This is a genomic window from Nocardioides sp. URHA0032, assembly GCF_000620645.1.
Lineage (GTDB): Bacteria > Actinomycetota > Actinomycetes > Propionibacteriales > Nocardioidaceae > Nocardioides.
The window spans coordinates 351,283-375,707 of the sequence record NZ_KK211161.1 but is presented as its reverse complement, the minus strand read 5'-3'; the positions used below and the strand labels follow the sequence as shown (position 1 = coordinate 375,707).

The window sequence follows — 24,425 nt, the reverse complement described above, 5'->3', positions numbered from 1 at the left end:
GCTGACCGGGGGCTCTCGTGTTGCTCCGAAGGGACAAGCTGTGCACCTCTCCGGCCTGGCCGACGCCGTCCTCGCCGACCCCACCCTCGACGAGGCGATGGCCGACGCCCGCGACGGTGCGGTGCGTGCGCTCGACCTCACCGGGCCCGAGGCGATGCGGCCGTACGTCGTGGCCGGACTGGTCCGCACCGGCCGATCCGTCCTCGCGGTCACCGCCACCGCGCGGGAGGCCGAGGACCTGGTCGCCTCGCTCGGGGACCTCGTCGACCCGGCGCTGGTCGCGTACTACCCGAGCTGGGAGACGCTGCCGCACGAGCGGCTGAGCCCGCGCAACGACACGGTCGGCCGCCGGCTCGCGGTGCTCCGCCGGCTGCGCCACCCGGGCGACGACGCCGCCAACGGCCCGTTGAAGGTGGTGGTCGCACCGGTGCGCTCGGTGCTCCAGCCGCAGGTCAAGGGCCTCGGCGACCTCGAGCCGGTCGAGCTCGCCCCGGGCGACAGTGCGCCGCTCGAGGACGTCGTGCGCCGGCTCTCCGGCGCGGCGTACTCCCGCGTCGACCTCGTCGAGAGGCGCGGCGAGTTCGCGGTCCGCGGCGGCATCGTCGACGTGTTCCCGCCGACCGAGGAGCACCCGCTGCGCGTCGAGTTCTGGGGCGACGACGTCGAGGAGATCCGGTCGTTCTCCGTCGCCGACCAGCGCACGCTTGAGAAGGTCGACCGGCTCTGGGCGCCGCCCTGCCGCGAGCTGCTGCTGACCGACGAGGTGCGGGAGCGGGCCGCCGAGCTCGGCCGCCGTCATCCCGTGCTGCTCGAGCTCACCGACAAGATCGCGGCGGGCATCGCGGTCGAGGGCATGGAGTCGCTCGCGCCGGTGCTCGTCGACGAGATGGAGCTGCTGGTCGACCTGATGCCCGACGACACCCACGTGCTGGTCCTCGACCCCGAGCGGGCCCGGACCCGGGCGCACGACCTGGTCGCGACCAGCGAGGAGTTCCTCGACGCCAGCTGGGCGGCCGCCGCGGGCGGCGGTACGGCGCCGATCGACCTGGGCGCCGCGTCGTACCGCTCCATCGCCGACGTCCGCGAGCACACCATCGGGTCCGGCAAGCCCTGGTGGACGGTCAGCCCGTTCGGCATCGCCGACGACGGCGAGGTGGACGCGCACGCCGTGCCCAGCCGGGCGCTGCCGGCGAAGCCGGCCGACGCCTACCGCGGTGAGATCGACCGCGCGATCGGCGACGTCGACCGCTGGCGCCAGGAGGGCTACCGCGTCGTGGTGCTGCACGCCGGCCACGGCCCCGCCGAGCGGATGCGCGAGGTGCTCGCCGAGCACGACGTGCCGGCGCGGATCGCGGAGGACGTCCAGGAGGCCGCCGACCTCAGACCGGACGTCGTGACGATCACCTGCGGCTCGATGTTCCACGGCTTCGTGGACGACGCCAACCGGCTCGCCGTCCTGACCGGCGAGGACCTCTCCGGCCAGCGGGCGTCGACCCGGGACATGCGGCGGATGCCGGCCCGGCGCAAGCGCCAGATCGACCCGCTCGAGCTCACCGCCGGCGACTACGTCGTGCACGAGCAGCACGGCGTCGGCCGCTTCGTCGAGATGAAGCAGCGCGAGGTCGGGGGGGCGGTGCGCGAGTACCTCGTCCTCGAGTACGGCGCCTCGAAGCGTGGCGGCCCGCCGGACCGGCTCTACGTCCCGGCCGACGCGCTCGACCAGGTGACGCGGTACGTCGGCGGCGAGCAGCCGTCCCTCGACCGGCTCGGCGGCGCCGACTGGAGCAAGCGCAAGAACCGGGCTCGCAAGGCCGTCCGCGAGATCGCCGCCGAGCTGATCAAGCTGTACGCCGCCCGCCAGGCCACCCAGGGCTACGCGTTCGGCCCGGACACCCCGTGGCAGCGCGAGCTCGAGGACGCCTTCCCGTTCCAGGAGACCCCCGACCAGCTCAGCACGGTCGACGAGGTCAAGGGCGACATGATGCGCCAGGTGCCGATGGACCGGCTGGTCTGCGGCGACGTCGGCTATGGCAAGACCGAGATCGCGGTGCGCGCGGCCTTCAAGGCCGTGCAGGACGGCAAGCAGGTCGCGGTCCTGGTCCCGACGACGCTGCTGGTGACCCAGCACCTGAGCACGTTCTCCGAGCGGATGAGCGGCTTCCCCGTCGTGCTCAAGGGCCTGAGCCGCTTCCAGACCGACGCCGAGGCCCGCGAGGTGATCGCGGGCCTCGCGGAGGGCTCGGTGGACATCGTGGTCGGCACGCACCGGCTGCTGAACCCCGACATCCGGGTCAAGGACCTCGGCCTGATCATCGTCGACGAGGAGCAGCGCTTCGGCGTCGAGCACAAGGAGCAGATGAAGCGGCTCCGGACCTCGGTCGACGTGCTGTCCATGTCGGCGACGCCGATCCCGCGCACCCTCGAGATGGCGATCACCGGCATCCGCGAGATGTCCACGATCACCACCCCGCCCGAGGAGCGGCACCCGGTCCTGACGTACGTCGGCGCCTACGAGGACCGCCAGGTCGTCGCCGCCGTACGCCGCGAGCTGCTGCGCGAGGGCCAGGTCTTCTACATCCACAACCGGGTGAACTCGATCGAGAAGGCCGCGGCCAGGATCCGCGAGCTGGTGCCCGAGGCCCGGGTGGCCACCGCGCACGGCCAGATGGGGGAGCACCAGCTCGAGCAGGTGATGCTGGACTTCTGGGAGAAGCGCTTCGACGTGCTCGTGTGCACCACGATCGTCGAGTCCGGCCTCGACGTCTCGAACGCGAACACGATGATCATCGAGCGGGCCGACACCCTCGGGCTCTCCCAGCTGCACCAGCTCCGTGGGCGGGTGGGGCGCAGCCGGGAGCGCGCCTACGCGTACTTCCTCTACCCGGCCGAGAAGCCGCTGACGGAGACCGCGCACGAGCGGCTCGCGACGCTCGCGCAGCACTCCGACCTCGGCGGCGGCATGGCGATCGCGATGAAGGACCTCGAGATCCGCGGCGCGGGCAACCTCCTCGGCGGCGAGCAGTCCGGCCACATCGCCGACGTGGGCTTCGACCTCTACGTCCGGCTGGTCGGCGAGGCCGTGCACGAGTTCCGCGGCGACGCGGAGCCGGAGCTCGACGAGGTCCGCGTCGAGCTGCCCGTCGACGCGCACCTGCCGCACGACTACATCCCGAGCGAGCGGCTCCGGCTGGAGATGTACAAGCGCCTCGCCGAGGTCCGCTCCGACGACGACGTCGACCTGATCAACGAGGAGCTCCTGGACCGGTACGGCGAGCCGCCGGTCGAGGTGGTCTCGCTGCTGCTGGTGGCGCGGTTCCGCGCCCGGGCGCGACAGGCCGGCATCGGCGAGGTCACCATCGCCGGTCGGAACGTGCGGTTCGCACCCGTCGAGCTGCCCGACTCCCGGGTCGTGCGCCTCAACCGCCTCTACCCGAAGTCGATCGTCAAGGCACCGGTCCGCACGATCCTGGTGCCCCGACCCCAGACCGCGGTGGTCGGGGGGAAGCCGATCGCCGGCATCGCCCTGCTTGAATGGGCCCGGCAGGTGATCGACGCCGTCATCGACCCCGCCGCCGAACCCGCTGCACACCACAAGGAGAACCCGTGACCCCGACCCGTCTTGGTGGCCTCGCGCTGGTCCTCGCCGCCGCCGTGCTGCTCACCGGCTGCGACGACGTGCCGGCCTTCAGCCCGGGCGTCGCCGCCCGGGTCGGGGACGACACGATCTCGACCAGCCAGGTCGACGACGTGTCGGTCGCGTACTGCCAGGCCGCCGAGAAGCAGCTGCAGGAGGACCAGGCGCTGCCGCAGCACTACCTGCGCGCCCAGGTGGCCGGCAGCCTCGCGCTGCGGGCGGCCGCCGACCAGTTCGCCGCCGAGCACGACGTCACGGCCGGCCCGTCGTACGACCAGGCGGTGCGGCAGGCCGAGCAGTCGCTGGCCGACCTCAGCGGCTCCCAGCGGCAGGCGATCATCGACGTGCAGGGCGCCGCGACCTACGTCCAGGCGGTCGAGACCGCCGTCGGCGCGACCCTCGGCGGCAGCGGCGCGAAGGCGAACCTCGCCGCCGGGCAGAAGGCGTTCCAGGACTGGCTCGACGCGCACGACGTGCGGATCGACCCGCTGTACGGCGTCTCGATCGACGACGGCGCGTCGAAGCTCACCGACACCGGTCTCTCCTTCGCGGTGTCGGACACCGCGACCAAGGCCGACGCCGACCAGCCCGACACCGAGTACGCCGGGGCCCTGCCGGACAACCAGCGCTGCGGATAGCCGGCGGGCTGATGACGGCGTCGGGCGAGCCGCTCCTGGAGTTCCTCGCGGTCATGCGCCGCCTGCGCGCCGAGTGCGCGTGGAAGGCCGGCCAGACGCACCGCTCCCTGGCGCGCTACCTCCTGGAGGAGACCCACGAGACCCTCGAGGCGATCGACACGGGCGACGCCGCTCACCTGCGCGAGGAGCTCGGCGACCTGCTGTTGCAGGTCTATTTCCACGCGGTGATCGCGGAGGAGGGCGGCGAGTTCACGATCGACGACGTGGCCGCCGACATCGTCGCCAAGATGCGGCGTCGCAACCCGCACGTCTTCGGGTCCGCGCCCGGCGGCAGCCCCGAGGAGATCAACGAGGTCTGGGAGTCGATCAAGGCGGCGGAGAAGCAGCGCGGCTCGGTCACCGAGGGGCTCCCGCCCGGCCTGCCCGCGCTGCTGTACGCCGACAAGGTGCTCGACCGGCTCGAGCGGGCGGGGAGCACCGTCGAGCCGCACGGGACCGACCTCGGCGGCCGCCTGCTCGCCCTCGTCGCGGAGGCGCGGGAGCAGGGCGTCGACCCCGAGCAGGCGCTGCGGGAAGCCGTCCGCGCACTGCTCTAGGGTTCGTCCGCGGCTCGGGTACTCATCGTCGAGGACGACTCCGACGTGCGCGACCGGATCGCCCACTGCCTGCTGCGCGAGGGCCACGAGCTCTGCGGGGTGCCGGACCGGGCGCGGCTGCGCACGCTGCGCGACGCCGAGCCCGGCTACCGGCCGGACCTGGTCCACATGGACTACGCGCTGCCGGACACCGACGCTCCACGGTGGCACCTCCTCCGCGCGTGACAACGACGACGGCGCTGGGACGACGATGACCGTCTCGTTCCCCGCCGCTAGGCTGAACCACGGCCTGAACGACTCCCCAGTCTCATCCCAGGAGCAATGACGTGGCATCCATCGAAGCTGTCGGCGCTCGCGAGATCCTCGACTCGCGCGGCAACCCCACCGTCGAGGTCGAGGTGCTCCTCGACGACGGTGCGTTCGCCCGCGCCATGGTCCCGAGCGGCGCCTCCACCGGCGCCTTCGAGGCGGTCGAGCTGCGCGACGGCGGCGACCGGTACGCCGGCAAGGGCGTCCAGAAGGCCGTCAACGCCGTCATCCAGACGATCGCGCCGGCGGTGGAGGGCCTCGCCGCCGACGACCAGCGGCTGGTCGACCAGACGATGCTCGAGCTCGACGGCACGCCCAACAAGGCCAAGCTGGGCGCCAACGCGATCCTCGGCGTCTCGCTCGCGGTCGCGCGGGCCGCGGCCGACTCGGCGCAGCTGCCGCTGTACCGCTACGTCGGCGGGCCGAACGCACACCTGCTCCCGGTGCCGATGATGAACATCCTCAACGGCGGCTCGCACGCCGACTCGAACGTCGACGTCCAGGAGTTCATGATCGCGCCGATCGGGGCGGCGTCGTTCCGCGAGGCGCTGCGCGCGGGCGCCGAGGTCTACCACGCGCTCAAGTCGGTGCTGAAGAAGAAGGGCCTCTCGACCGGCCTCGGCGACGAGGGTGGGTTCGCGCCGAACCTGGACAGCAACCGGGCCGCGCTGGACCTGATCGCCGAGGCCGTCGCGGCCGCCGGCCTCTCCCTGGGCAAGGACATCGCGCTGGCGATGGACGTCGCAGCCTCGGAGTTCTACGAGAACGGCGCCTACGCCTTCGAGGGCGGCACGAAGTCCGCCGAGGAGATGACCGCCTACTACGCCGACCTGGTCGCGTCGTACCCGATCGTCTCCATCGAGGATCCGCTCGACGAGGACGACTGGGAGGGCTGGAAGGCGATCACCGACCAGCTCGGCACCAGGACCCAGATCGTCGGCGACGACCTGTTCGTCACCAACGTCGAGCGGCTGCAGCGCGGCATCAGCGGCGGGCAGGCCAACGCGTTGCTGGTCAAGGTCAACCAGATCGGCTCGCTCACCGAGACCCTGGACTCCGTCGAGCTCGCGCACCGCAACGGCTTCCGCTGCATGATGAGCCACCGCTCCGGCGAGACGGAGGACACGACGATCGCCGACCTGGCCGTGGCGGTGAACTGCGGCCAGATCAAGACCGGTGCCCCGGCGCGCTCCGACCGGGTCGCGAAGTACAACCAGCTGCTTCGGATCGAGGACGAGCTGGGAGATGCCGCGCGCTACTCCGGCGCGTCGGCGTTCCCTCGGTACGGTGCCTGAGCGAACCTAGGAGGCATGCCCTCCGAGTCCCGACGTACGCCGTCGCGCGGACCCCGTGGCCGGAGCGTGCCCCGACGACCGGCGCCGCGGGTCGCCGCCGGACCGGCCGCCGCCGTCGAGGCGCGCCGGCCGCGTTTCACCGGCCGGGCAGCGATCCTGGTGCTCGTGGTCGCGGTCCTCACGGTGAGCTACGCGTCCTCGCTGCGGGCCTACCTGCAGCAGCGGGAGCACATCAGCGACCTCAAGGACCAGATCGCGCTGCGCCAGGCCAGCATCGAGGACCTCGAGCGGGAGAAGGCCCGCTGGGAGGACCCGGCGTACGTCCGGCAGCAGGCGCGGGAGCTGAACTACGTGATGCCCGGCGAGACGTCCTACGTCGTCCTCGACGAGAACGGCGACCCGATCGAGCGGAGCAGCGAGCTCACCGACCCCTCGACGGTCGCGCGGAAGCCGCCCACGGCCTGGTGGTCGACGGCGTGGCAGTCGGTCGAGCTGGCCGGGAACCCGCCCCGGCCCGAGCCCCCGCCGCCGTCGAAGATCGACGAGAAGTGAGCGGCCCCGGACCGAGCCTGCGAGGGCCGGGAGGCGGCCGCCAGGTCAAGTAGCGGCGCTCGCCGGCGCTCGCTGCTCGGCCAGCGGGTGCTGGCATGATCGAGGGGTGATCGAGCCCGAGGACGTCGCCGCCATCGAGGCCCAGCTCGGCCGCGAGCCGCGAGCCGTCCACGACATCGGCCACCGGTGCCCGTGCGGCAACCCCGACGTGGTCACCACCGAGCCGCGGCTTCCGAACGGCACGCCGTTCCCGACGACGTTCTACCTGACCTGCCCCCGGGCGGCGTCGCGGATCGGCACCCTCGAGGGCTCGGGCCTGATGAAGGAGATGCAGGACCGGCTGTCCGACGACGAGGCGCTCGCAACGTCGTACCGGGACGCGCACCAGGCCTACCTGTCGTACCGGGCCACCCTCGGCGAGGTGCCCGAGATCGAGGGGATCTCCGCCGGCGGGATGCCGGACCGCGTCAAGTGCCTGCACGTGCTGGCCGGGCAGGCGCTCGCGCAGGGCCGGGGCGTGAACCCGCTCGGCGACGAGGTGCTCGACCGGCTCGGCGCCTGGTGGGACTCCGGGCCCTGCGTATGACCGGGCGCGTGGCCGCGATCGACTGCGGCACCAACACCATCAAGCTGCTCGTGGGCGCCCTGCCCGAGGTCGACGTCCGCGAGCAGCGGATGGTGCGGCTCGGACAGGACCTGGACCGCACGGGGCGGATCGCCGACGAGGCCCTGGAGCGGGCGTTCTCCGCCATCGACGAGTACGCCGAGATCATCCGGGCGTACGCCGTGCCACCGTCCCGCGTCCGGTTCGTGGCGACGTCCGCGACCCGGGACGCGTCGAACTCGGACGTGTTCGTGGCGGGTGTCCGCTCCCGGCTGGGCGTCGAGCCCGAGGTGGTCAGCGGCAGCGAGGAGGCGGCGCTGTCCTTCGACGGCGCGGTGCGCAACCTCCGCACGCCCCCCGCCGAGCCGGTGCTCGTGATCGACATCGGCGGCGGCTCGACCGAGCTGATCCTCGGCGGCTCCGCCCCGGACGCGGCGTACTCCATGGACATCGGCTCGGTGCGGCTGCACGAGCGGCACCTGCACTCCGACCCGCCGACCCGGTCCGAGGTCGAGGCGTGCATCGCCGACATCGACGCGCACCTCGACGCCTGCCCGGTGACGCCCGCCGACGCCGCGGCGGCGGTCGGCGTCGCCGGCACCGTGACGCAGCTGGCGGCCGTGGCGCTCGACCTGCCGGCCTACGACCGGACGGCCGTGGACCAGGCGGTGTTCCCGATCGAGACGATCCAGGCGACCGTGGACCGGCTGGTCGCGATGACCGTCGACGAGCGTCGGGCGCTGCCGTCGATGCACCCCGGCCGTGCCGACGTCATCGACGCGGGGGTGCTGATCCTGTCGCGGGTGCTTCGACGCGCCGGTGTCCCCTCGCTCGTCGTGTCCGAGGCGGACATCCTGGACGGGATCGCCTGGTCACTCCTCGAGAGCTGACGGTTTCCGGTCCCGGTCCGCTGGGCACCGGCTCCCTATGAGCGACCCGACCACCACGGACGAGCCACTCGGGGCGATCGTGCACCGGCTGTCGGAGCAGATCCCCGAGCTGGTCCGCAGCGAGATCAGGCTGGCGCAGGCCGAGCTCAGCCAGAAGGGCAGACGGGCCGGGCTGGGGATCGGCATGTTCAGCCTCGCCGGCCTGCTGGCGTTCTTCGCGGCCGGCGTGCTGATCGCGACGGCGATCATCGCGCTCGCGCTCGTGCTGCCGCTGTGGGCCGCCGGCCTGATCGTGGCCGGTGTGCTGCTGATCGGCGCCTTGGGCGCTGCCCTCGGGGGTCGGAAGGAGCTCGAGCAGGCCGTGCCGCCGGTGCCGGAGCAGGCCCTCGCGGGCGTCAAGCAGGACGTCGCCACCGTGAAGGCCCACGTATGAGCACCAACGGCACGACACCGGAGCAGATCGAGGCCGACATCGAGCGGCAGCGCGAGCAGCTCGCCGCCACCATCGACGAGCTCCATGGCCGGCTCGAGTCGAAGGCCAGGTCGACCGCGAGGATCGCCGCGGTCGTCGCCGCCACCGCCCTCGTCGGGCTGGTCGGGCTGACCGTGTGGCGCCGTACCCATCACTCCTAGGAGGAACCATGTTCAGCAAGTCCAGCCTGCTGGTCGGCTTCGCAGCCGGCTACGTGCTCGGCTCCCGCGCGGGCCGCGAGCGCTACGAGCAGATCAAGTCCGGCGCGACCAGGCTCGCCGGGAACCCGACCGTGCAGTCGGCGGCGAGCAAGGCCCAGGAGACCGTCGCCACGCAGGCGCCGGCCGTCGCGGGGGCGGTCAAGGAGAAGGCGACCTCGGCGGCCTCCGCGGTCGCCGACAAGGTGCACCGCGACGGCGGCGACCACCTCGGCGACCCGTCCACGATGGGTACCTCGACCGCACGGTCCTGATCCCCTCGACCTCTCGTGGGGGAGCGGCGGGAGGATGGTCCGCGTGAGCGACCTCCTCCCGCACCCCCTGACCGGAGGGCTCTTCCCCTCACCCGTGCCGCCTGGCACCGGCTGGCCGGGTGACCCCGCGGACGCCTCGACCCCCGTCGCGGGTACCCCCGCGCAGGTACGACGCCTCGCCCGGTCCGTCCCGCTGGAGGACCTGGACGCCCGCGTCTCGGTCTGTCGCGCCTGTCCCCGGCTGGTCCGCTGGCGCGAGGACGTGGCGCACGCGAAGCGGGCGTCGTTCGCCGACCAGCCGTACTGGGGCCGGCCGATCCCGGGCTGGGGGTCGCCGACGCCGCGGATCCTCGTGATCGGCCTGGCCCCCGCCGCGAACGGCGGCAACCGCACCGGCCGGGTCTTCACCGGTGACCGCAGCGGCGACTGGCTGTTCGCCTCGCTGCACCGGGTCGGGCTCGCGACGCAGCCCACGAGCGTGCACGCCGCGGACGGCCTGGAGCTGATCGACACCCGGATGGTGGCGACGGTCCGGTGCGCGCCGCCGCAGAACAGGCCCACGACCGTGGAGCGGGACACGTGCGCGCCCTGGGTGGAGGCCGAGGTCGGCCTCCTCGCTCCGCACGTGCGGGTGGTCGTCGCCCTCGGCTCGATCGGGTGGGACGCCGCCCTGCGCACGTTCGCCGCCCTGGGCTGGACCGTGGCCCGCCCGAAGCCGCGCTTCACCCACGGCTCGGAGGCCACCCTGGTCTCGGGCGACCGCTCGATCACGCTGCTCGGCTGCTACCACCCCAGCCAGCAGAACACGTTCACCGGGAAGCTCACCGAGCAGATGCTCGACGACGTCCTCGCCCGCGCCGCCGCGCTGCGCTGACCTGCGCGGCTGCCGACTGGGCAGAATGTCCCGGTGGTCGTCGGTCTTGCGGCGACCACGCCCCTGTATCCCAATCGGCAGAGGAAGCCGCCTTAAAAGCGGCCCAGTCTGGGTTCGAGTCCCAGCGGGGGCACGACCGTTAGGTTGAGGCATGCCCTGGACCAGGTCCCGCGACCGCGCCGCTGCCGATCCGCGCGACCGCCCCGCCGGGCCGCCGTCCGGAGCGCCGGCCGGGAGCCGGCGGGTCGAGCGGGGGTTCTTCGAGGACTACCCGCGGTTCTTCGAGACCAGCGAGACCTCCTCGTTCCCGTGGCGCCTGCACCTGCGGCACGAGGCGATCTTCACCGAGTACGCCGACCTCTTCCCGGGCGCCCGGGTCCTCGACATCGCCAGCCACGACGGCCGGTGGTCGCTGGCCGCGCTGCAGGCCGGAGCCGCATCGGTCGTCGGCGTCGAGGCGCGGCCGGAGCTGGTGGCGAACGCGACGGCGAACCTCGCGGCGTACGACCTCGCGGAACGGGCGGAGTTCGTGGCCGGTGACGTGTTCGAGGTCCTCGAGCGGGACCGGCCCGCGGTCGACGTGGTGCTGTGCCTGGGGTTCCTCTACCACACGCTCCGCCACACCGAGCTGCTCACGAGGATCCGCCAGACCGGTGCCCGCCACGTCGTCATCGACACCGAGCTGCACCGCAGCCCGGAGGCCGTCGTACGCCTGGCCGACGAGCACGTCGAGCGCGAGGGCAACGCCGTCGCCGACGCGTTCTCGTACGGCGACACGGTGCTGACCGGCCGGCCCACGCTGGCCGCGCTGGAGCTGATCGCGCGGACCCAGGGGTACGCCGTCGAGCGGCTCTCGGACTGGGACGGGCTGCTCCGCGACAACCCGGACGCGGACCAGGTCCGCGACTACCGGATCGGCCGCCGGGCCACGTTGCTGCTGTCCACGTCGGAGAGCCGCTCCCGGTAGGCGTAGACCGGCTGGTACCGGTCGTGCAGCGTGGTGATCAGGCTGATCAGGCACAGGAAGAAGAACGTGTCCCACCCGGCGGCGTTGTGCCCGAAGAACTGGTCGGCGGCGAAGACCAGCACGACGTTCGCGACGATCCGCTCCGCGACCGCGAGGCTCGCCGACTCGATCGTCCACTCGCGGCGCGATGCCAGCAGGGTGATGCCGGCGTTCACGACGACCAGGACCCCGACGGAGACGAAGACCCGGAAGTTGGAGTCGTCGATGCCGGGCAGGATCTGCGCGTAGATCACGGAGACCAGGCCGACGAGCACGACCTTCTCCAGCGTCATCCAGGACCACACCCAGCCGTTGCCGACCCGCAGCGACGCGACCGCCGTCTCGTTGCTGACGGCGTCCGGGACCGGTCCGGCGCCGAGCTGCAGGCGGTGGTCGGGTTCGGGCAGCCGGGGCCGGACGACGAACCAGAGGACCGCCGTACCGCCGACGATCGCGATCGCCAGCACCCAGCGCGTCCAGGGGTAGTCGCGCAGCGTGTCGGTGACGTCGAGCTGGGCGACGTGCAGCCAGTACTCCTGCGGCAGCTTGACGAAGATCCAGATCGCCGCGGCGGTGATCAGCCACGCCCTGGTGCGCACCGGACGGGTCGCCCAGCGGGTGCGGACCAGCTCGTAGGCGATGAAGAAGTACTCGAAGGTGTTCGGGAAGATCAGCAGCACCGCGCGCTCGTGGGTCATCTCGAAGAGGAACGCTCCGAAGAGCCGGTAGTAGAAGAGGAACCGCGCGATCGCGAAGGCGTGCAGGTTGTCCCAGTTCCGCATCGCCGCCAGGTAGGCGAGGGACAGGTAGAAGATGTCCATCGCCTTGTCGTAGGACTGGTAGTTCGGCGGGTCGTACCCGAACAGCTGGAAGATCGTCTGGTCGACGCCGTCGAGCACCAGGCAGGCGATCACCGCCGGCAGCGGGAAGCGCGGGATCAGCAGCGGCAGCACGAAGCGCCCGCCGACGACCAGGAGGAACACGAACTGGTCCATGGCCAGCGATTCTGCCGGGAACGTTCCGGTCCCGGCCTCCGTTGAACCGGGTGAACCCGCCTAGGATGGGTTCCACAGTCGCGGCCTCGAGGAGAGACCCATGCAGAGCAACAACCCGGTCTTCCGGCGTTCCGAGGAGTTCAACCGGCCCGGAGGCACCGCCGCGTACGCCGACCAGGGCTACACCGACCCCTCGACGTGGAGCACCGGTGGCGCGCAGGGCACGCCGGGCACGCCGCCCACCACCGTCCAGCAGCCGATGACGATCGACTCGGTCGTCATGAAGACCGGCATCTCGCTGGCGGTCGTCATCATCACCGCGGCGATCACCTGGGTGCTGAGCCCCGACGTCGACCAGAACACCGACGCGTCCGCGATCAGCGGCCTCATCGCCGCCGCGACGATCGGCTCCCTGCTGGCGTTCGTGCTGTCGATGGTCAACTCGTTCAAGCGCGTGATCAGCCCCGCGCTCGTGCTGCTCTTCTGCGCGGCCGAGGGCGTCGCTTTGGGTGCCATCAGCAAGGTCTTCGACCTGGCCTACCCGGGCGTCGTGACCAGCGCGGTGATCGGCACGTTCGGCGCCTTCGCCGGCACGCTCGCCGTCTACAAGTTCTTCAACATCAAGGTCAGCGACAAGTTCCGCCGGATGGTCATCGCCGCCATGCTCGGCGTGGTCGCGATCAGCCTCATCGAGGTCGTGCTGAGCGCGTTCGGCGCCCAGCTGGGCCTCTTCGGCGACGGCAAGCTCGGCCTGCTCTTCGCCGTCGTCGGCCTCGCGCTCGGCGTCTTCATGCTGGTGCTCGACTTCGACTTCGTCGAGCAGGGCGTCGCCAACCGGCTGCCGGACCGCGAGGGGTGGCGCGCGGCGTTCGCGATGACCGTCAGCCTGGTCTGGATCTACACCAACCTGCTGCGCATCCTCGCGATCATGCGGGGCGACTGACCAGGCACGACGTACGACGGGGCCCGGAGCGATCCGGGCCCCGTCGTCGTTTCGGTGCGACACGCCGGCGGGTTTCTCCGGCTGACCGGAGAAACCCGACGGACACGCCGGGCGGGATCGGCGTGTCCGTCGGGTTTCCCCCGACAAGGTCGGTACGGGAGGGCCTCGCGGTGGCAGGTGCGGGCCCGCGTGCCGACGTGCCAAGCCGTCTGGACAGGGCTCGCAGATTCCGGCGCGTCGTTCGCCCGAATGCCGTGGGGGCACCACCATGCCGTCACGTCGACTCGGGGCCTGGGCCGCCGGCGGGGGTGGGGTTTCGCCTATCCGTCCACCGGTTCCAGCGAGTCCTCGTCGTGCTCGTCGGGAGCCTCGCCCTCGGCGCCCGGGTGCCGGCGGCGGTGCCGCATCTCGACCCAGAGGCCGCGTACGCCGCGCCGCGAGCCGCCCACCTCGGTGCCGCCGAGCTCGGTGCCGGGCTGGTTGACCGCCTGGACGGCGGCGGCGGCGATCGGCAGGACGCCCTCGCCGCGGTAGGCCTCGGGCTCGGCCTCGTCGTCGGGGATCAGCCCCAGCGCGGCGAGCGTCGAGGGCAGCAGCACCTGCACGAGCGAGCGGTAGCCGTCCACGGAGGGGTGGAACTGGTCCGGGCCGAAGAGCACGGCGGGAGCGGCCGCGAACTCCGGTCCGAGGATCGAGCCGAGCGACACGGTGCGGCCGCCCTGCTCGACGACGGCGATCGTCTGCGCGGCCGCGAGCCGTCGCGACCAGGCCCGGGCGACCTGCTTCAGCGGCGGCGCGATCGGCTTGACGGTGCCGAGGTCGGGACAGGTGCCGACGAGGACGGCGACGCCGGCGTCCTGGAGCCGCTGGACGCCCTCGGAGAGGTGCCGCACCGACGCGGAGGGGAGCACCGTGTGGGTGACGTCGTTCGCGCCGACCAGGACGACCGCGACGTCCGGCTCGGTCGGCAGCACCTTGTCGATCTGGCTGCTGAGGTCCGACGACATCGCCCCGACGACGGCGACCTCGCGGAGGTAGACCCGGCGGCCGGCTCGCTCGGAGACGCCGCTCGCGAGCAGGGCTCCGGTGGTCTGCTCGACCCGGTCCACGCCGTACCCGGCGGCGCTGGAGTCGCCCAGCAGCGCCACCTTGATCGCGGGACCCGGCCGGCCGCGGCCGTACCAGCCACTCGCGTCCGGCGGGTCGTGGTCGAGGCGCCCGATCGTCTTGCGGGCGACGCCCGCCTCGACGCGCAGCACGCCGTACAGAGCGCCTCCGAGCAGGGACAGCCCGCCCCCGCCGTACGCAGCGGCGGAGGCCAGCTTCCGAGCGGCACCGGCTTTCCCCACGCGGCTCACTCTACGGAGGGCCTCAACGGCGTTTGCGGCGATGGCCGCGACCGCCTCTAGATTGTGCGGATGCAGTACGTGAACTCCCTCCTCGAGCTGATCGGCAACACCCCGCTGCTCAGGCTCACCAGGTCCACCGGTTCCCTCGACGGCGCGAAGGGACCGATCGTCCTCGCCAAGGTGGAGTACCTCAATCCCGGCGGGTCCGTGAAGGACCGCATCGCCACCCGCATGATCGAGGCGGCCGAGGCCTCCGGCGAGCTCCAGCCGGGCGGCACGATCGTGGAGCCGACGTCCGGGAACACCGGCGTCGGGCTGGCGATGGTCGCCCAGCAGAAGGGCTACAAGTGCGTCTTCGTCTGCCCGGACAAGGTCAGCGAGGACAAGCGCAACGTGCTCAAGGCGTACGGCGCGGAGGTGGTCGTCTGCCCGACCGCCGTCGAGCCGGAGCACCCCGACTCCTACTACAACGTGTCGGACCGGCTCGCCTCGCAGCCCGGCGCCTGGAAGCCCGACCAGTACTCCAATCCGCACAACCCGCGCTCGCACTACGAGACCACCGGTCCCGAGATCTGGGCGCAGACCGAGGGCCGGATCACGCACTTCGTCACGGGCGTCGGCACGGGCGGCACCATCAGCGGCACCGGCCGCTACCTCAAGGAGCAGAACCCGGCCGTGCAGGTGGTCGGCGCGGACCCCGCCGGCTCGGTGTACTCCGGCGGCAGCGGGCGCCCGTACCTCGTCGAGGGCGTGGGCGAGGACTTCTGGCCGGACGCCTACGACCGGTCGGTCGCCGACCGCATCATCGAGGTCACCGACGCCGACTCGTTCGCGATGACCCGGCAGCTGGCCCGCGAGGAGGCCCTGCTGGTCGGCGGCTCGTCCGGCATGGCGGCGTACGCCGCGATCCAGCTCGCGCACGAGCTCGAGGGCACGCCGGAGGGCGAGGACGCGGTCATCGTCGTCCTGCTCCCGGACTCGGGGCGCGGCTACCTCACCAAGGTCTTCAACGACGAGTGGCTGGCGCAGTACGGCTTCCCGGTCGACGGCCTCGAGCGGCCTGCGCGCAACGTCGGCGAGGTGCTGCGCGGGAAGGACGGCCGGCTGCCCGACCTCGTGCACACGCACCCGAACGAGACCATCGCGGAGGCCGTCGCGATCCTGCAGGAGTACAACGTCTCGCAGATGCCGGTCGTCCGCGCCGAGCCGCCCGTGGTCGCGGCCGAGGTCGTCGGGTCGGTCTCCGAACGCACCCTGCTCGACCTGCTCTTCACCGGTACGGCGCGGCTGACCGACCCGGTCAGCGAGCACATGTCGCCCCCGCTGCCGACGATCGGCTCCACCGAGCCGGCCTCGGAGGCGGTCGGTGCGCTCGAAGGCGCCGACGCACTGCTCGTGCACGAGGACGGCAAGCCGGTCGGCGTCGTCACCCGCCACGACCTGCTGGCGTACCTGGCGCGCGGCTGACGGGTCGTCCGCCTCCCGCACCTCGATACGCCGCCCTCAGGCGGACGACTCCGGTCGATGCGGTTAAGATGAGAACACGTTCTAGTTCTCCGGAGGGTTCATGACGGCGACGCCTGCGATCGAGGGCTGGTTCACGACCGACCCGGACCCGGCGCTGCTGGGCACGCGCTGCACGACCTGCGGGACGGTGTTCTTCCCCCGTGCCGACGGCTTCTGCCGCAACCCCGGCTGCGCGGGTGAGGACTTCGAGCAGGTGGAGCTGTCCCGCCGCGGGACCGTCTGGTCGTACACGGACGCGCAGTACCAGCCGCCCCCGCCGTACGTCCCGCGCACCGAGCCGTACGAGCCGTTCGCGCTCGCCGCGGTCGAGCTGCCCGAGGGACTGGTCGTCGTCGGCCAGGTCGCCGACGGGTACGGCGTGGTGGACCTGCGCGTGGGCGGCGAGGTCGAGCTCGTCGTCGAGACGCTCTACGCCGACGAGTCCGGCGACCGGTCGATCTGGCGCTGGAAGCCGGTGACCGAGATGGGCGAGGAGGCCGACCAGTGAGCGTCGCCGTCGCGGGTGTCGGCATGCACCCGTGGGGCAAGTGGGGCCGCAACTTCGTCGAGTACGGCGTGCACGCGGCCCGGGCCGCACTGGCCGACTCGGGCATCGACTGGCAGGACGTCGACCTCGTCGTCGGCGGCGAGACGGTCCGCAACGGCTACGGCGGGTACGTCGCCGGCGCGACCTTCGCCCAGGCGCTCGGGTGGAACGGCGCCAGGGTCGCGACGTCGTACGCCGCCTGCGCCACCGGCGCGCAGGCCCTGGACACCGCGCGGGCCCGGATCCTGGCCGGCCTGTCCGAGGTGGCCCTCGTGGTGGGCGCGGACACGACCCCGAAGGGCTTCCTCGCGCCCAACGCGGGCGAGCGTTGGGACGACCCGGACTGGCTGCGGTTCCGGCTGCTCGGCATGACCAACCCGGCGTACTTCGCGATGTACGCGCGCCGCCGGATGGACCTCTACGGCGCCACGGCCGAGGACTTCGCGCGGGTGAAGGTCAAGAACGCCCGGCACGGGCTGGCGAACCCTCATGCCCGCTACCGCAAGGAGGTCAGCGTCGAGGACGTGCTGACGTCCGCGGTCGTCTCGGACCCGCTGCACCTGCTCGACATCTGCGCGACCTCCGACGGTGCGGCCGCGGTCGTGCTCACCAGCACGGAGTACGCCGCGCGCCACGGCCTCGCCGACCCGGTGCGGATCGACGCGATCTCGACGGTCACGCCGACCTTCCCCAACACCGTGCTCGACATGCCGAACCTCTCCACCGACGCGAGTACGGCGGTGGCCGCACCCGAGCTGACGTTCAAGGAGTCGATCGGCCAGGCGGCGTACGAGGAAGCGGGCATCGACCCGGCCGACGTCTCCCTCGCCGAGGTCTACGACCTGTCGACGGCGCTCGAGCTGGACTGGATGGAGGACCTCCAGCTCTGCAAGCGCGGCGAGGCCGAGGCGCTGCTGCGCGCCGGCGAGACCACGCTCGGCGGCCGGATCCCGGTCAACCCCTCCGGCGGGCTCGCCTGCTTCGGCGAGGCCGTCCCCGCCCAGGCCCTCGCGCAGGTCTGCGAGGTCACCTGGCAGCTCCGCGGCCAGGCCACCGGTCGCCAGGTCGAGGGCGCCCGGGTCGGCATCACCGCCAACCAGGGCCTGTTCGGCCACGGCTCGTCGGTCCTCCTCACCCGCTGACGCCGAGTCGGCGCAGTCTCAGCTGAGACTGCGCCGACTCGGCGGGCTTCTCGACTGAGACTGCGCCGACTCGGCGTGCTGGTGAGACCCGGGACACCTTTTCGGAGGGTCGGGAAGACCCCGCGATTCGACTCTGTTCTGCCCGATGGAGACTTTGAGAAAGTTTTCACAAGCGCTGGGACGGGACCTTTGGCCCGAACCGGGGGACCCCCGGCCCGGGTCGCGGAGGCACAGTCCTCCCTAGCGTTTCCTCGTCGTCACACGACGTCCGGAGCGGAGACCACGTTGGACAGCATCCTCGACATCGCACGGTGGCAGTTCGGCATCACGACCGTCTACCACTTCCTGTTCGTGCCGATCACGATCGGCCTGACCGCCCTGGTCGCGGTGATGGAGACCCTCTGGCTGCGGACCAAGCAGCCCGACTGGCTCCGGCTCACGAAGTTCTTCGGCAAGCTGATGCTGATCAACTTCGCGATCGGCGTGGTGACCGGCATCGTGCAGGAGTTCCAGTTCGGGATGAACTGGTCGGACTACTCCCGCTTCGTCGGCGACATCTTCGGCGCCCCGCTGGCGGTCGAGGCGCTGCTGGCGTTCTTCCTGGAGTCGACGTTCCTCGGCCTGTGGATCTTCGGCTGGGACAAGCTGCCCCGCGGCCTGCACGCCGGCTGCATGTGGCTGGTGCACCTCGGCACGCTCGCGAGCGCCTGGTTCATCCTCGCCGCGAACTCCTGGATGCAGCACCCGGTCGGCTACGAGTACAACCCCGACACCGGCCGCGCCGAGCTGCACCACTTCGGGGACGTGATGTTCAACAAGGTCCAGCTCGCGACCTTCCCGCACGTGATCAGCGCGGCGTACATGACCGCGGGCGCGTTCGTGCTCGGCGTCAGCGCCTGGCTCTACGTCTCCGAGCGGCACCAGCACGACCGGCTGCTCTACCGCAAGGGCATCCGCCTCGGCGCGTGGGTCACGCTGTTCGCCGCTGTCGTGGTCTCGGTCTCGGGTGACTACCAGGGCAAGATCATGACCGAGGTCCAGCCGATGAAGATGGCGGCGGCCGAGGCGTTGTACGACACGCAGGACTCGTGCGCGCCGTTCTCGATCTTCACCATCGGTACGCCGGACGGCAGCTCGGAGAAGTTCTCCATCACGGTCCCGTGCCTGCTGTCCTTCCTCGCGACCGGCAGCTTCGACGGCCAGGTGCAGGGCATCAACGACCTGCGCGCGGAGTACCAGGAGAAGTACGGCCAGGACCCGGGCTCGACGTACTACGACCCGTCCGGCAAGTACTCGCCGATCATCCCGGTCACCTACTGGACGTTCCGCTACATGATCGGGCTGGGCATGCTGGCCGCCCTGTTCTCCGCGCTGATCCTGTTCCTGACCCGCCGGGGCCGGGCGCCCACGTCGCGGTGGTTCGCGCGGATGGCGGTGGCGACGCCGCTCCTCGTCATCTTCGCGAACTCCTTCGGCTGGATCTTCACCGAGATGGGCCGCCAGCCGTGGGTGGTGTTCGGCCTGATGACCACCGCACACGGGGTCTCGCCCGGGGTCAGCACGACGGAGGCGTGGATCTCCGTGCTCAGCCTGACGCTGCTGTACGCCGTCCTCGCGGTGATCGAGGTCGGCCTGATCGTGCGGTTCGTGAAGAAGGGGGCCGACCCCTTCGAGGAGCCACCGGACCCGACGCTGCGCGGCAGCGACGACGACCAAGACCGCCCGCTGGCGTTCGCCTACTGAGAGAGGAGCGGAGACATGGAGCTCACCACCGTCTGGTTCATCCTGATCGCCGTCCTCTGGATGGGCTACTTCTGCCTCGAGGGCTTCGACTTCGGGGTCGGCATGCTGCTGCCCTGGCTGGCGCGCGACGACCGCGAGCGCCGGATCATGATCAACACCATCGGGCCGGTCTGGGACGGCAACGAGGTCTGGGTCATCACCGCCGGCGGCGCCACGTTCGCGGCGTTCCCGGAGTGGTACGCGACGCTGTTCAGCGGGTTCTACCTGCCGCTGCTGCTGATCCTGCTGGCGCTGATCGTGCGCGGCCTCGCGTTCGAGTACCGCCACCAGCGCCCGGAGGCCGCCTGGCACTCCTGGTGGGACCGGGCGATCATCGTCGGCTCGTACGTCCCCGCCGTGCTGTGGGGCGTCGCGTTCGCGAACCTGGTCCGCGGCGTGCCGATCGACGAGACCAAGGACTTCACCGGCACGATCTTCACGCTGCTCAACCCGTTCGGCCTGCTGGGCGGGCTCGTCACCCTGCTGCTGTTCCTCACCCACGGGGCGATGTTCCTGGCGCTGAAGACCGACGGCGAGATCCGGCACCGGGCCCGGGCCGCGGCCGTCCAGCTCGGCCTCCTCGCGGCCGTCGCCGCCGTGGTCTTCCTCGTCTGGGCGCAGTCCCTGACCGGGAACGCCGGCTCCGCGATCCTCTTCGTGGTGGCCGCGCTCGCGCTCGTGGGCGGGGTGCTGATGGCCCGGACCGGACGCGAGGGCTGGGCGTTCATCGGCACCTTCGCGACCATCGCGCTGGCCGTCGCCGGCCTGTTCGTCGCGCTGTTCCCGGACGTGATGCCGTCGAGCACGGACGCGGCGTACTCGCTCACCACGACCAACGCCTCCGCGACCGACTACACGCTGACGGTGATGACGATCGTGGCTGCGATCTTCACGCCGATCGTGCTGGCCTACCAGGCCTGGACCTACTGGGTCTTCCGCCGCCGGATCTCCACCCACCACATCCCCGACGAGGAGCTCGAGGCGGTCGCATGAGGCCGACGGACCCCCGGGTACGCCGCCACCTCGCCCCGGCCCACCGTCCGCTCGCGGTGGTGCTCGGCGCCGGCGCGCTCGGCAGCCTGCTCCTGGTCGGCCAGGCGTGGGCGGTCACCGAGCTGATCCTGGCCGCGCTGCACGACGACGCGGTCGGCACCTGGGCCGCGGTCGTGGTCGCGGTCTTCGCGGTCCGGGCCGCCACCGGGTGGGCGTCGGACACCAGCGCCGCCCGGGCGGCGTCGCTGGTCGGCGCCGACCTCCGCTGCCGGGTGGTCGGCGCGATCCTCCGCGACGGCGGCGCTGGCCGGTCGACCGGTGAGCTCGCCGGGCTCGCGACCCGTGGCGCCTCGGCCGCCGAGCCGTACCTCACCCGCTACGTCCCCGCGCTGGTGCTGGCGGCCGTGCTGCCGCTCGTCACCCTCGTCGCGATCGCCACCCAGGACCCGATCAGCGCGCTGGTCGTGCTCTGCACGCTGCCGCTGATCCCGGTCTTCGGCATCCTGGTCGGCCTCGCGACCCAGGACCGCGCGCGCTCCCAGTGGCGGGCGCTGGCCTCGCTGTCGGGCCACTTCCTCGACGTGATGCGGGGACTGCCGACGCTGGCCGCGTTCCGGCGGGCCGAGGCGCAGTCGGCGACGATCCGGGCGATCACCGAGCGGTACCGCCGCCGCACCGTCGAGACCCTGCGCATCGCATTCGCCTCCTCGGCGGTCCTCGAGCTGGTGGCGACGCTGTCGGTCGCGCTGGTCGCGGTGACGGTCGGCATCCGGCTCGCGGGGGGCAGCCTCGACCTCCGGACCGCGCTGGTCGTGCTGCTCCTCGCACCGGAGGCGTACTGGCCGCTGCGCCGGGTGGGCGCCGAGTTCCACGCCGCCGCCGAAGGGGTGGCGACGTTCGAGGCCGCGAGCGACCTCGTCGACGCCGCCGGCGCGGGTCCGGTACGCCGCCCCGGCGCGCTGCGCGTCGAGCACGTGACGGTGCTGCGCCCCGGCCGCGCCGTACCCGCCCTCGAGGACGTCTCCCTCGACGTCCCGGACCGCGGCGTGCTCGCCATCACCGGGCCGTCGGGCAGCGGCAAGTCCACGTTGCTCGCCGTGCTCGCCGGCCTGCTCGAGCCGACCGGCGGCACGGTCCGAGGTCCGGCCCGGGACCGGATCGCGTGGCTGCCGCAGCGGCCGGTGTTCGTGTCGGGCACGGTGGCCGACAACCTGCGGCTGGCCGTCCCGGACGCGAGCGACGATCGGCTGCGGGCGGCCCTGGCGAAGGTGGCGCTCGGCGTCGACCTCGACACCGTGCTCGGCGAGGACGGCGGCACCCTGTCCGCGGGGGAGCGCGCCCGGCTCGCCCTGGCGCGGGTGGTGCTGGCCGGCAGGCCGTACGTGCTGCTCGACGAGCCGACCGCGCACCTCGACGCGGCGACCGAGCGGGTGATCGCCGAGACGGTGCGGGAGCTCGGGGGCACGAGCGGCGTCGTCGTGGTCGCCCACCGGCCCGCGCTGGCCGCCGTCGCCGACCGGGTGGTCGAGCTGAGCGCGCCGGTGCCGGCCGTCCCGGTCCGGCCGGTGTCCGTGGCGGCCCGCCCGGCCCCGCCCGCGGAGCCGGCCGACGAGCGGCGACGAGGCCTCGCGCTGCCGACGATCCTCGGCGGCCTCGCCTCGGCCTCGGGCGTCGCGCTCACGGCCACCGCCGGCTGGCTGATCGTGCAGGCGTCGTACCGGCCCGCGATCCTCACGCTCCTCGTCGCGATCGTGGCGGTGCGGACCTTCGGCATCGCCCGCCCGGTGCTGCGGTACGTCGAGCGCCTCCGCTCCCACGACGTCGTCCTCCGCCTGCTCGCCGACCGGAGGGTCGAGGTGTACGACGCCGTGGTGCCGCTCACGCCCGGGGCGCTGGGCCGGCGGCGTGGCGACGTGCTCGCGGCGATCGTCGACGACGTCGACAGCGTGCTCGACCGGCAGCTGCGGGTGCGGATGCCCGTGCACGGGTTCGCGATCACCGGCGGCCTCGCGGTGCTCGTCGCCGCACTGGTCGAGCCGCCGGCGGCCCTCGTGGTCGCCGGCGTCTGCCTCGCCGGCGGCGCCGGCTACCTCCTCTCGCGGACCGGCGCCGCCCGTGCCGAGCGCGGTGCGGTCGACGCCCGGGCCCGGCTGTCTGACGCGGTCGTCGAGGCGACCCAGACCGCCGGCGAGCTGGCGATGTGGCAGGCCGAGGAGCGCGCGGTCGGTGCGGTCGCGGCCGTGGGCGCCGAGCTCGGCCGGCGTACCACCGCCTCGGCGACCTGGCTGGCGACCGGCCGGGCGGTGGTGCTCCTGTGCTCCGGGATCGGTGTCGCGGTCGCTGCGATGCTGCTCGCCGGCCAGGTCTCCGGGCCGGTGCTCGCTCTGCTGGTGCTGCTGCCGCTCGCGCTCGGTGAGGTCGCGAGCTCGCTCGCCGACGCCGGCGCGGTCGCCGCGCGGACCCGTGCCGCCGAGGACCGGCTCGACGAGCTGGCGGCGCGGACGCCGGTGGTGTCCACGCCCGCCGCCCCGATGCTGGCCGACGGGGACGCGATCACCGTCGACCACGTCGACGCGGCCTGGGGCGACCGGGTCGTGCTCCGCGGCCTCGACCTGACGCTCGCCCCGGGCGACCGGGTCGCGGTCGTCGGGCCCACGGGGTCCGGCAAGAGCACGCTCGCGTCCCTCCTGCTGCGCTTCGTGGACCCGGCCCGGGGCGTGATCCGGCTCGGCGGCCACGCACTCCCCGACCTGGCGCTCGACGACGTACGCCGCACCGTGGGTCTGGTCGACGACGACCCGCACGTCTTCGCGACCACGCTCGCCGAGAACGTCCGGCTCGCCCGGCCCGGCGCCTCCGACGGAGACGTGGACGCGGCCCTGCGCCAGGCGCGGCTCGGCGGGTGGCTGGACTCGCTGCCCGACGGCCTGGACAGCTGGCTCGGCGACGGGCACGCGCAGGTGTCCGGTGGCGAGCGCGCGCGGATCGCGATCGCGCGGTCCCTCCTGGCGGACCAGCCGGTGCTGGTGCTCGACGAGCCGGCGGCGCACCTGGACGGCGCCACCGCCGAGGAGCTCGCCGCCGAGGTGCTGGACGGCGCAGACGGGCGCACGGTCGTCTGGATCACCCACGCCGAGGCGGGCCTGGACCGCGTGGACCGGGTCCTGGCGCTGTAGGCCGCTACAGGCCGTCGATCACGGCCCGGCGGCGCGTGTCGTACTCCTCCTGGGTGATCAGCCCCTGGTCGAGCAGCGACTGGAGGTTGCGCAACCGGTCCGCCGTACTCGCGCTCGGCTGCGGGGCGGGGACCTGGGGGCGCAGGTTCGACGCCAGGTACGTCGCCTCGAACCCGTCGTCGCTGAGCAGCGTCATCTCGGTCGCGTCCCCCTCGTCCATGCCCGAGCTGCGGGCCATCCGGCGCGCGGTCGACACCTTCCAGACCGTCACGCCGACGCCGACGAGCAGGGCGAGGACGAAGACCACCGCGAACCCGCCCATGCCGTTCCCGCTCCCCATCGAGCCGTCGTCGTAGCTGCGGTGCCAGCTGTCGCCGTCCCACGTGCAGGTCGGCAGCTGGCCGTCGGCGTTCGCCTGGAAGCACCAGTCGGGTGGGTTGTCCGGCCCGGCCAGGAGGTGTGCCACGGCGGTCAGTTCCGGTGCTGGAGGTCCGTGCGGCGCGCCCGCGCGTTCGACCGGACGATGACGAGGACGCCGACCACGACCAGCAGGGCGACCAGACCGAGCACGACGAGGGCCACGACGACGAAGGTGCCGTTGGGCACCAGGAAGTTCGACTCGAGGGCGGCGAGCGGGACCATGGCGGCAC

General features: G+C 72.6%; 24 protein-coding genes and 1 tRNA gene. 21 read left to right on the top strand and 4 right to left on the bottom strand.

The window, feature by feature from the left end; genetic code table 11:
• The first annotated feature begins 40 nt into the window (after positions 1-40).
• The 14 genes from mfd (at position 41) to N538_RS0122985 (ending at position 11,303) form a co-directional block, all read left to right on the top strand.
• Positions 41-3,607 carry a transcription-repair coupling factor gene (mfd, locus tag N538_RS0123050; RefSeq protein WP_028639246.1) on the top strand — a complete coding sequence of 1,189 codons (3,567 nt, stop codon included), beginning with the start codon at positions 41-43 and terminating at the stop codon, positions 3,605-3,607.
• On the top strand, positions 3,604-4,272 hold the full coding sequence (locus N538_RS0123045; protein WP_028639245.1) for a SurA N-terminal domain-containing protein: 669 nt from the start codon (positions 3,604-3,606) through the stop codon (positions 4,270-4,272). The genes mfd and N538_RS0123045 overlap by 4 nt, the downstream gene beginning before the upstream one ends.
• Before the next feature lie 11 nt (positions 4,273-4,283).
• Complete coding sequence (locus N538_RS26985; RefSeq protein ID WP_051549565.1) at positions 4,284-4,868, top strand: MazG family protein; 585 nt, start codon at positions 4,284-4,286, stop codon at positions 4,866-4,868.
• A 45-nt stretch (positions 4,869-4,913) separates the two neighbouring features.
• A complete protein-coding gene (locus N538_RS0123035; protein WP_028639244.1) occupies positions 4,914-5,093 on the top strand; it encodes a hypothetical protein in 180 nt (59 codons plus the stop codon).
• Positions 5,094-5,194: 101 nt separating this feature from the next.
• The gene (gene eno / locus N538_RS0123030; RefSeq protein ID WP_028639243.1) at positions 5,195-6,472 is read left to right on the top strand and encodes a phosphopyruvate hydratase; all 1,278 of its coding nucleotides are present in this window, start codon (positions 5,195-5,197) and stop codon (positions 6,470-6,472) included.
• A 15-nt stretch (positions 6,473-6,487) separates the two neighbouring features.
• The gene (locus N538_RS0123025) at positions 6,488-7,024 is read left to right on the top strand and encodes an FtsB family cell division protein (RefSeq protein WP_028639242.1); all 537 of its coding nucleotides are present in this window, start codon (positions 6,488-6,490) and stop codon (positions 7,022-7,024) included.
• Between the two features lie 106 nt (positions 7,025-7,130).
• Positions 7,131-7,610 (top strand): DUF501 domain-containing protein, encoded by a 480-nt coding sequence (locus tag N538_RS0123020; RefSeq protein WP_028639241.1) that lies wholly within the window; start codon positions 7,131-7,133, stop codon positions 7,608-7,610.
• Entirely contained in the window at positions 7,607-8,518 is a 912-nt protein-coding gene (locus N538_RS0123015; RefSeq protein WP_028639240.1) for a Ppx/GppA phosphatase family protein, read from the top strand. Before N538_RS0123020 ends, N538_RS0123015 begins: the two co-directional genes overlap by 4 nt.
• A 37-nt stretch (positions 8,519-8,555) precedes the next feature.
• Positions 8,556-8,951, top strand: coding sequence for a phage holin family protein (locus N538_RS0123010; protein WP_028639239.1), 396 nt, complete (start codon positions 8,556-8,558; stop codon positions 8,949-8,951).
• On the top strand, positions 8,948-9,151 hold the full coding sequence (locus N538_RS26980) for a DUF3618 domain-containing protein (protein WP_036571784.1): 204 nt from the start codon (positions 8,948-8,950) through the stop codon (positions 9,149-9,151). Before N538_RS0123010 ends, N538_RS26980 begins: the two co-directional genes overlap by 4 nt.
• 8 nt (positions 9,152-9,159) lie before the next feature.
• Positions 9,160-9,462: a hypothetical protein gene (locus N538_RS26975; protein ID WP_051549564.1), complete on the top strand. Its 303-nt coding sequence runs from the start codon at positions 9,160-9,162 to the stop codon at positions 9,460-9,462.
• A 34-nt stretch (positions 9,463-9,496) separates the two neighbouring features.
• Entirely contained in the window at positions 9,497-10,336 is an 840-nt protein-coding gene (locus tag N538_RS0122995; protein ID WP_036571783.1) for a uracil-DNA glycosylase, read from the top strand.
• Between the two features lie 59 nt (positions 10,337-10,395).
• A tRNA-Leu gene (locus N538_RS0122990) sits at positions 10,396-10,469 on the top strand.
• Positions 10,470-10,487: 18 nt separating this feature from the next.
• The gene (locus N538_RS0122985; protein WP_028639237.1) at positions 10,488-11,303 is read left to right on the top strand and encodes a class I SAM-dependent methyltransferase; all 816 of its coding nucleotides are present in this window, start codon (positions 10,488-10,490) and stop codon (positions 11,301-11,303) included.
• Here N538_RS0122985 and N538_RS26970 read toward each other — a convergent pair.
• Positions 11,243-12,337, bottom strand: coding sequence for a hypothetical protein (locus tag N538_RS26970; RefSeq protein WP_036571782.1), 1,095 nt, complete (start codon positions 12,335-12,337; stop codon positions 11,243-11,245). The genes N538_RS0122985 and N538_RS26970 overlap by 61 nt on opposite strands.
• A gap of 100 nt (positions 12,338-12,437) precedes the next feature.
• Here N538_RS26970 and N538_RS0122975 point away from each other — a divergent pair, with 100 nt between their 5' ends.
• Positions 12,438-13,280, top strand: coding sequence for a Bax inhibitor-1/YccA family protein (locus N538_RS0122975; RefSeq protein ID WP_028639236.1), 843 nt, complete (start codon positions 12,438-12,440; stop codon positions 13,278-13,280).
• A 320-nt stretch (positions 13,281-13,600) separates the two neighbouring features.
• Here the strand turns inward: N538_RS0122975 and N538_RS0122970 are convergent, their stop codons facing one another.
• Positions 13,601-14,629 carry an SGNH/GDSL hydrolase family protein gene (locus tag N538_RS0122970; protein ID WP_028639235.1) on the bottom strand — a complete coding sequence of 343 codons (1,029 nt, stop codon included), beginning with the start codon at positions 14,627-14,629 and terminating at the stop codon, positions 13,601-13,603.
• Positions 14,630-14,698: 69 nt separating this feature from the next.
• On the opposite strand from N538_RS0122970, the gene N538_RS0122965 reads away from it, so the two are divergent.
• The 6 genes from N538_RS0122965 to cydD all read left to right on the top strand — a co-directional run bounded on the left by N538_RS0122965 (position 14,699) and on the right by cydD (position 23,775).
• On the top strand, positions 14,699-16,096 hold the full coding sequence (locus N538_RS0122965; protein ID WP_028639234.1) for a cystathionine beta-synthase: 1,398 nt from the start codon (positions 14,699-14,701) through the stop codon (positions 16,094-16,096).
• 100 nt (positions 16,097-16,196) lie between these two features.
• Complete coding sequence (locus N538_RS0122960) at positions 16,197-16,643, top strand: Zn-ribbon domain-containing OB-fold protein (protein WP_028639233.1); 447 nt, start codon at positions 16,197-16,199, stop codon at positions 16,641-16,643.
• Positions 16,640-17,824, top strand: coding sequence for a lipid-transfer protein (locus N538_RS0122955; protein ID WP_028639232.1), 1,185 nt, complete (start codon positions 16,640-16,642; stop codon positions 17,822-17,824). Before N538_RS0122960 ends, N538_RS0122955 begins: the two co-directional genes overlap by 4 nt.
• Positions 17,825-18,109: 285 nt before the next feature.
• Positions 18,110-19,567, top strand: coding sequence for a cytochrome ubiquinol oxidase subunit I (locus N538_RS0122950; RefSeq protein WP_028639231.1), 1,458 nt, complete (start codon positions 18,110-18,112; stop codon positions 19,565-19,567).
• A 15-nt stretch (positions 19,568-19,582) separates the two neighbouring features.
• A complete protein-coding gene (cydB, locus tag N538_RS0122945) occupies positions 19,583-20,599 on the top strand; it encodes a cytochrome d ubiquinol oxidase subunit II (protein ID WP_028639230.1) in 1,017 nt (338 codons plus the stop codon).
• A complete protein-coding gene (gene cydD / locus N538_RS0122940) occupies positions 20,596-23,775 on the top strand; it encodes a thiol reductant ABC exporter subunit CydD (RefSeq protein ID WP_028639229.1) in 3,180 nt (1,059 codons plus the stop codon). Before cydB ends, cydD begins: the two co-directional genes overlap by 4 nt.
• A gap of 4 nt (positions 23,776-23,779) precedes the next feature.
• On the opposite strand, the gene N538_RS0122935 is transcribed toward cydD, so the two are convergent.
• Positions 23,780-24,241, bottom strand: coding sequence for an SHOCT domain-containing protein (locus N538_RS0122935; protein ID WP_028639228.1), 462 nt, complete (start codon positions 24,239-24,241; stop codon positions 23,780-23,782).
• A gap of 5 nt (positions 24,242-24,246) precedes the next feature.
• Positions 24,247-24,417 (bottom strand): hypothetical protein, encoded by a 171-nt coding sequence (locus tag N538_RS28800; protein WP_155992419.1) that lies wholly within the window; start codon positions 24,415-24,417, stop codon positions 24,247-24,249.
• Positions 24,418-24,425: the final 8 nt, after the last annotated feature.

Coding starts and splice junctions, on each gene's coding strand:
- N538_RS26985 (WP_051549565.1), top strand. CDS start 4,284: ATGACGGCGTCGGGCGAGCCGCTCCTGGAGTTCCTCGCGGTCATGCGC.
- N538_RS0123025 (WP_028639242.1), top strand. CDS start 6,488: ATGCCCTCCGAGTCCCGACGTACGCCGTCGCGCGGACCCCGTGGCCGG.
- N538_RS0123015 (WP_028639240.1), top strand. CDS start 7,607: ATGACCGGGCGCGTGGCCGCGATCGACTGCGGCACCAACACCATCAAG.
- N538_RS0123010 (WP_028639239.1), top strand. CDS start 8,556: ATGAGCGACCCGACCACCACGGACGAGCCACTCGGGGCGATCGTGCAC.
- N538_RS26980 (WP_036571784.1), top strand. CDS start 8,948: ATGAGCACCAACGGCACGACACCGGAGCAGATCGAGGCCGACATCGAG.
- N538_RS26975 (WP_051549564.1), top strand. CDS start 9,160: ATGTTCAGCAAGTCCAGCCTGCTGGTCGGCTTCGCAGCCGGCTACGTG.
- N538_RS0122995 (WP_036571783.1), top strand. CDS start 9,497: ATGGTCCGCGTGAGCGACCTCCTCCCGCACCCCCTGACCGGAGGGCTC.
- N538_RS0122985 (WP_028639237.1), top strand. CDS start 10,488: ATGCCCTGGACCAGGTCCCGCGACCGCGCCGCTGCCGATCCGCGCGAC.
- N538_RS26970 (WP_036571782.1), bottom strand. CDS start 12,337: ATGGACCAGTTCGTGTTCCTCCTGGTCGTCGGCGGGCGCTTCGTGCTG.
- N538_RS0122975 (WP_028639236.1), top strand. CDS start 12,438: ATGCAGAGCAACAACCCGGTCTTCCGGCGTTCCGAGGAGTTCAACCGG.
- N538_RS0122965 (WP_028639234.1), top strand. CDS start 14,699: ATGCAGTACGTGAACTCCCTCCTCGAGCTGATCGGCAACACCCCGCTG.
- N538_RS0122960 (WP_028639233.1), top strand. CDS start 16,197: ATGACGGCGACGCCTGCGATCGAGGGCTGGTTCACGACCGACCCGGAC.
- cydB (WP_028639230.1), top strand. CDS start 19,583: ATGGAGCTCACCACCGTCTGGTTCATCCTGATCGCCGTCCTCTGGATG.
- cydD (WP_028639229.1), top strand. CDS start 20,596: ATGAGGCCGACGGACCCCCGGGTACGCCGCCACCTCGCCCCGGCCCAC.
- N538_RS28800 (WP_155992419.1), bottom strand. CDS start 24,417: ATGGTCCCGCTCGCCGCCCTCGAGTCGAACTTCCTGGTGCCCAACGGC.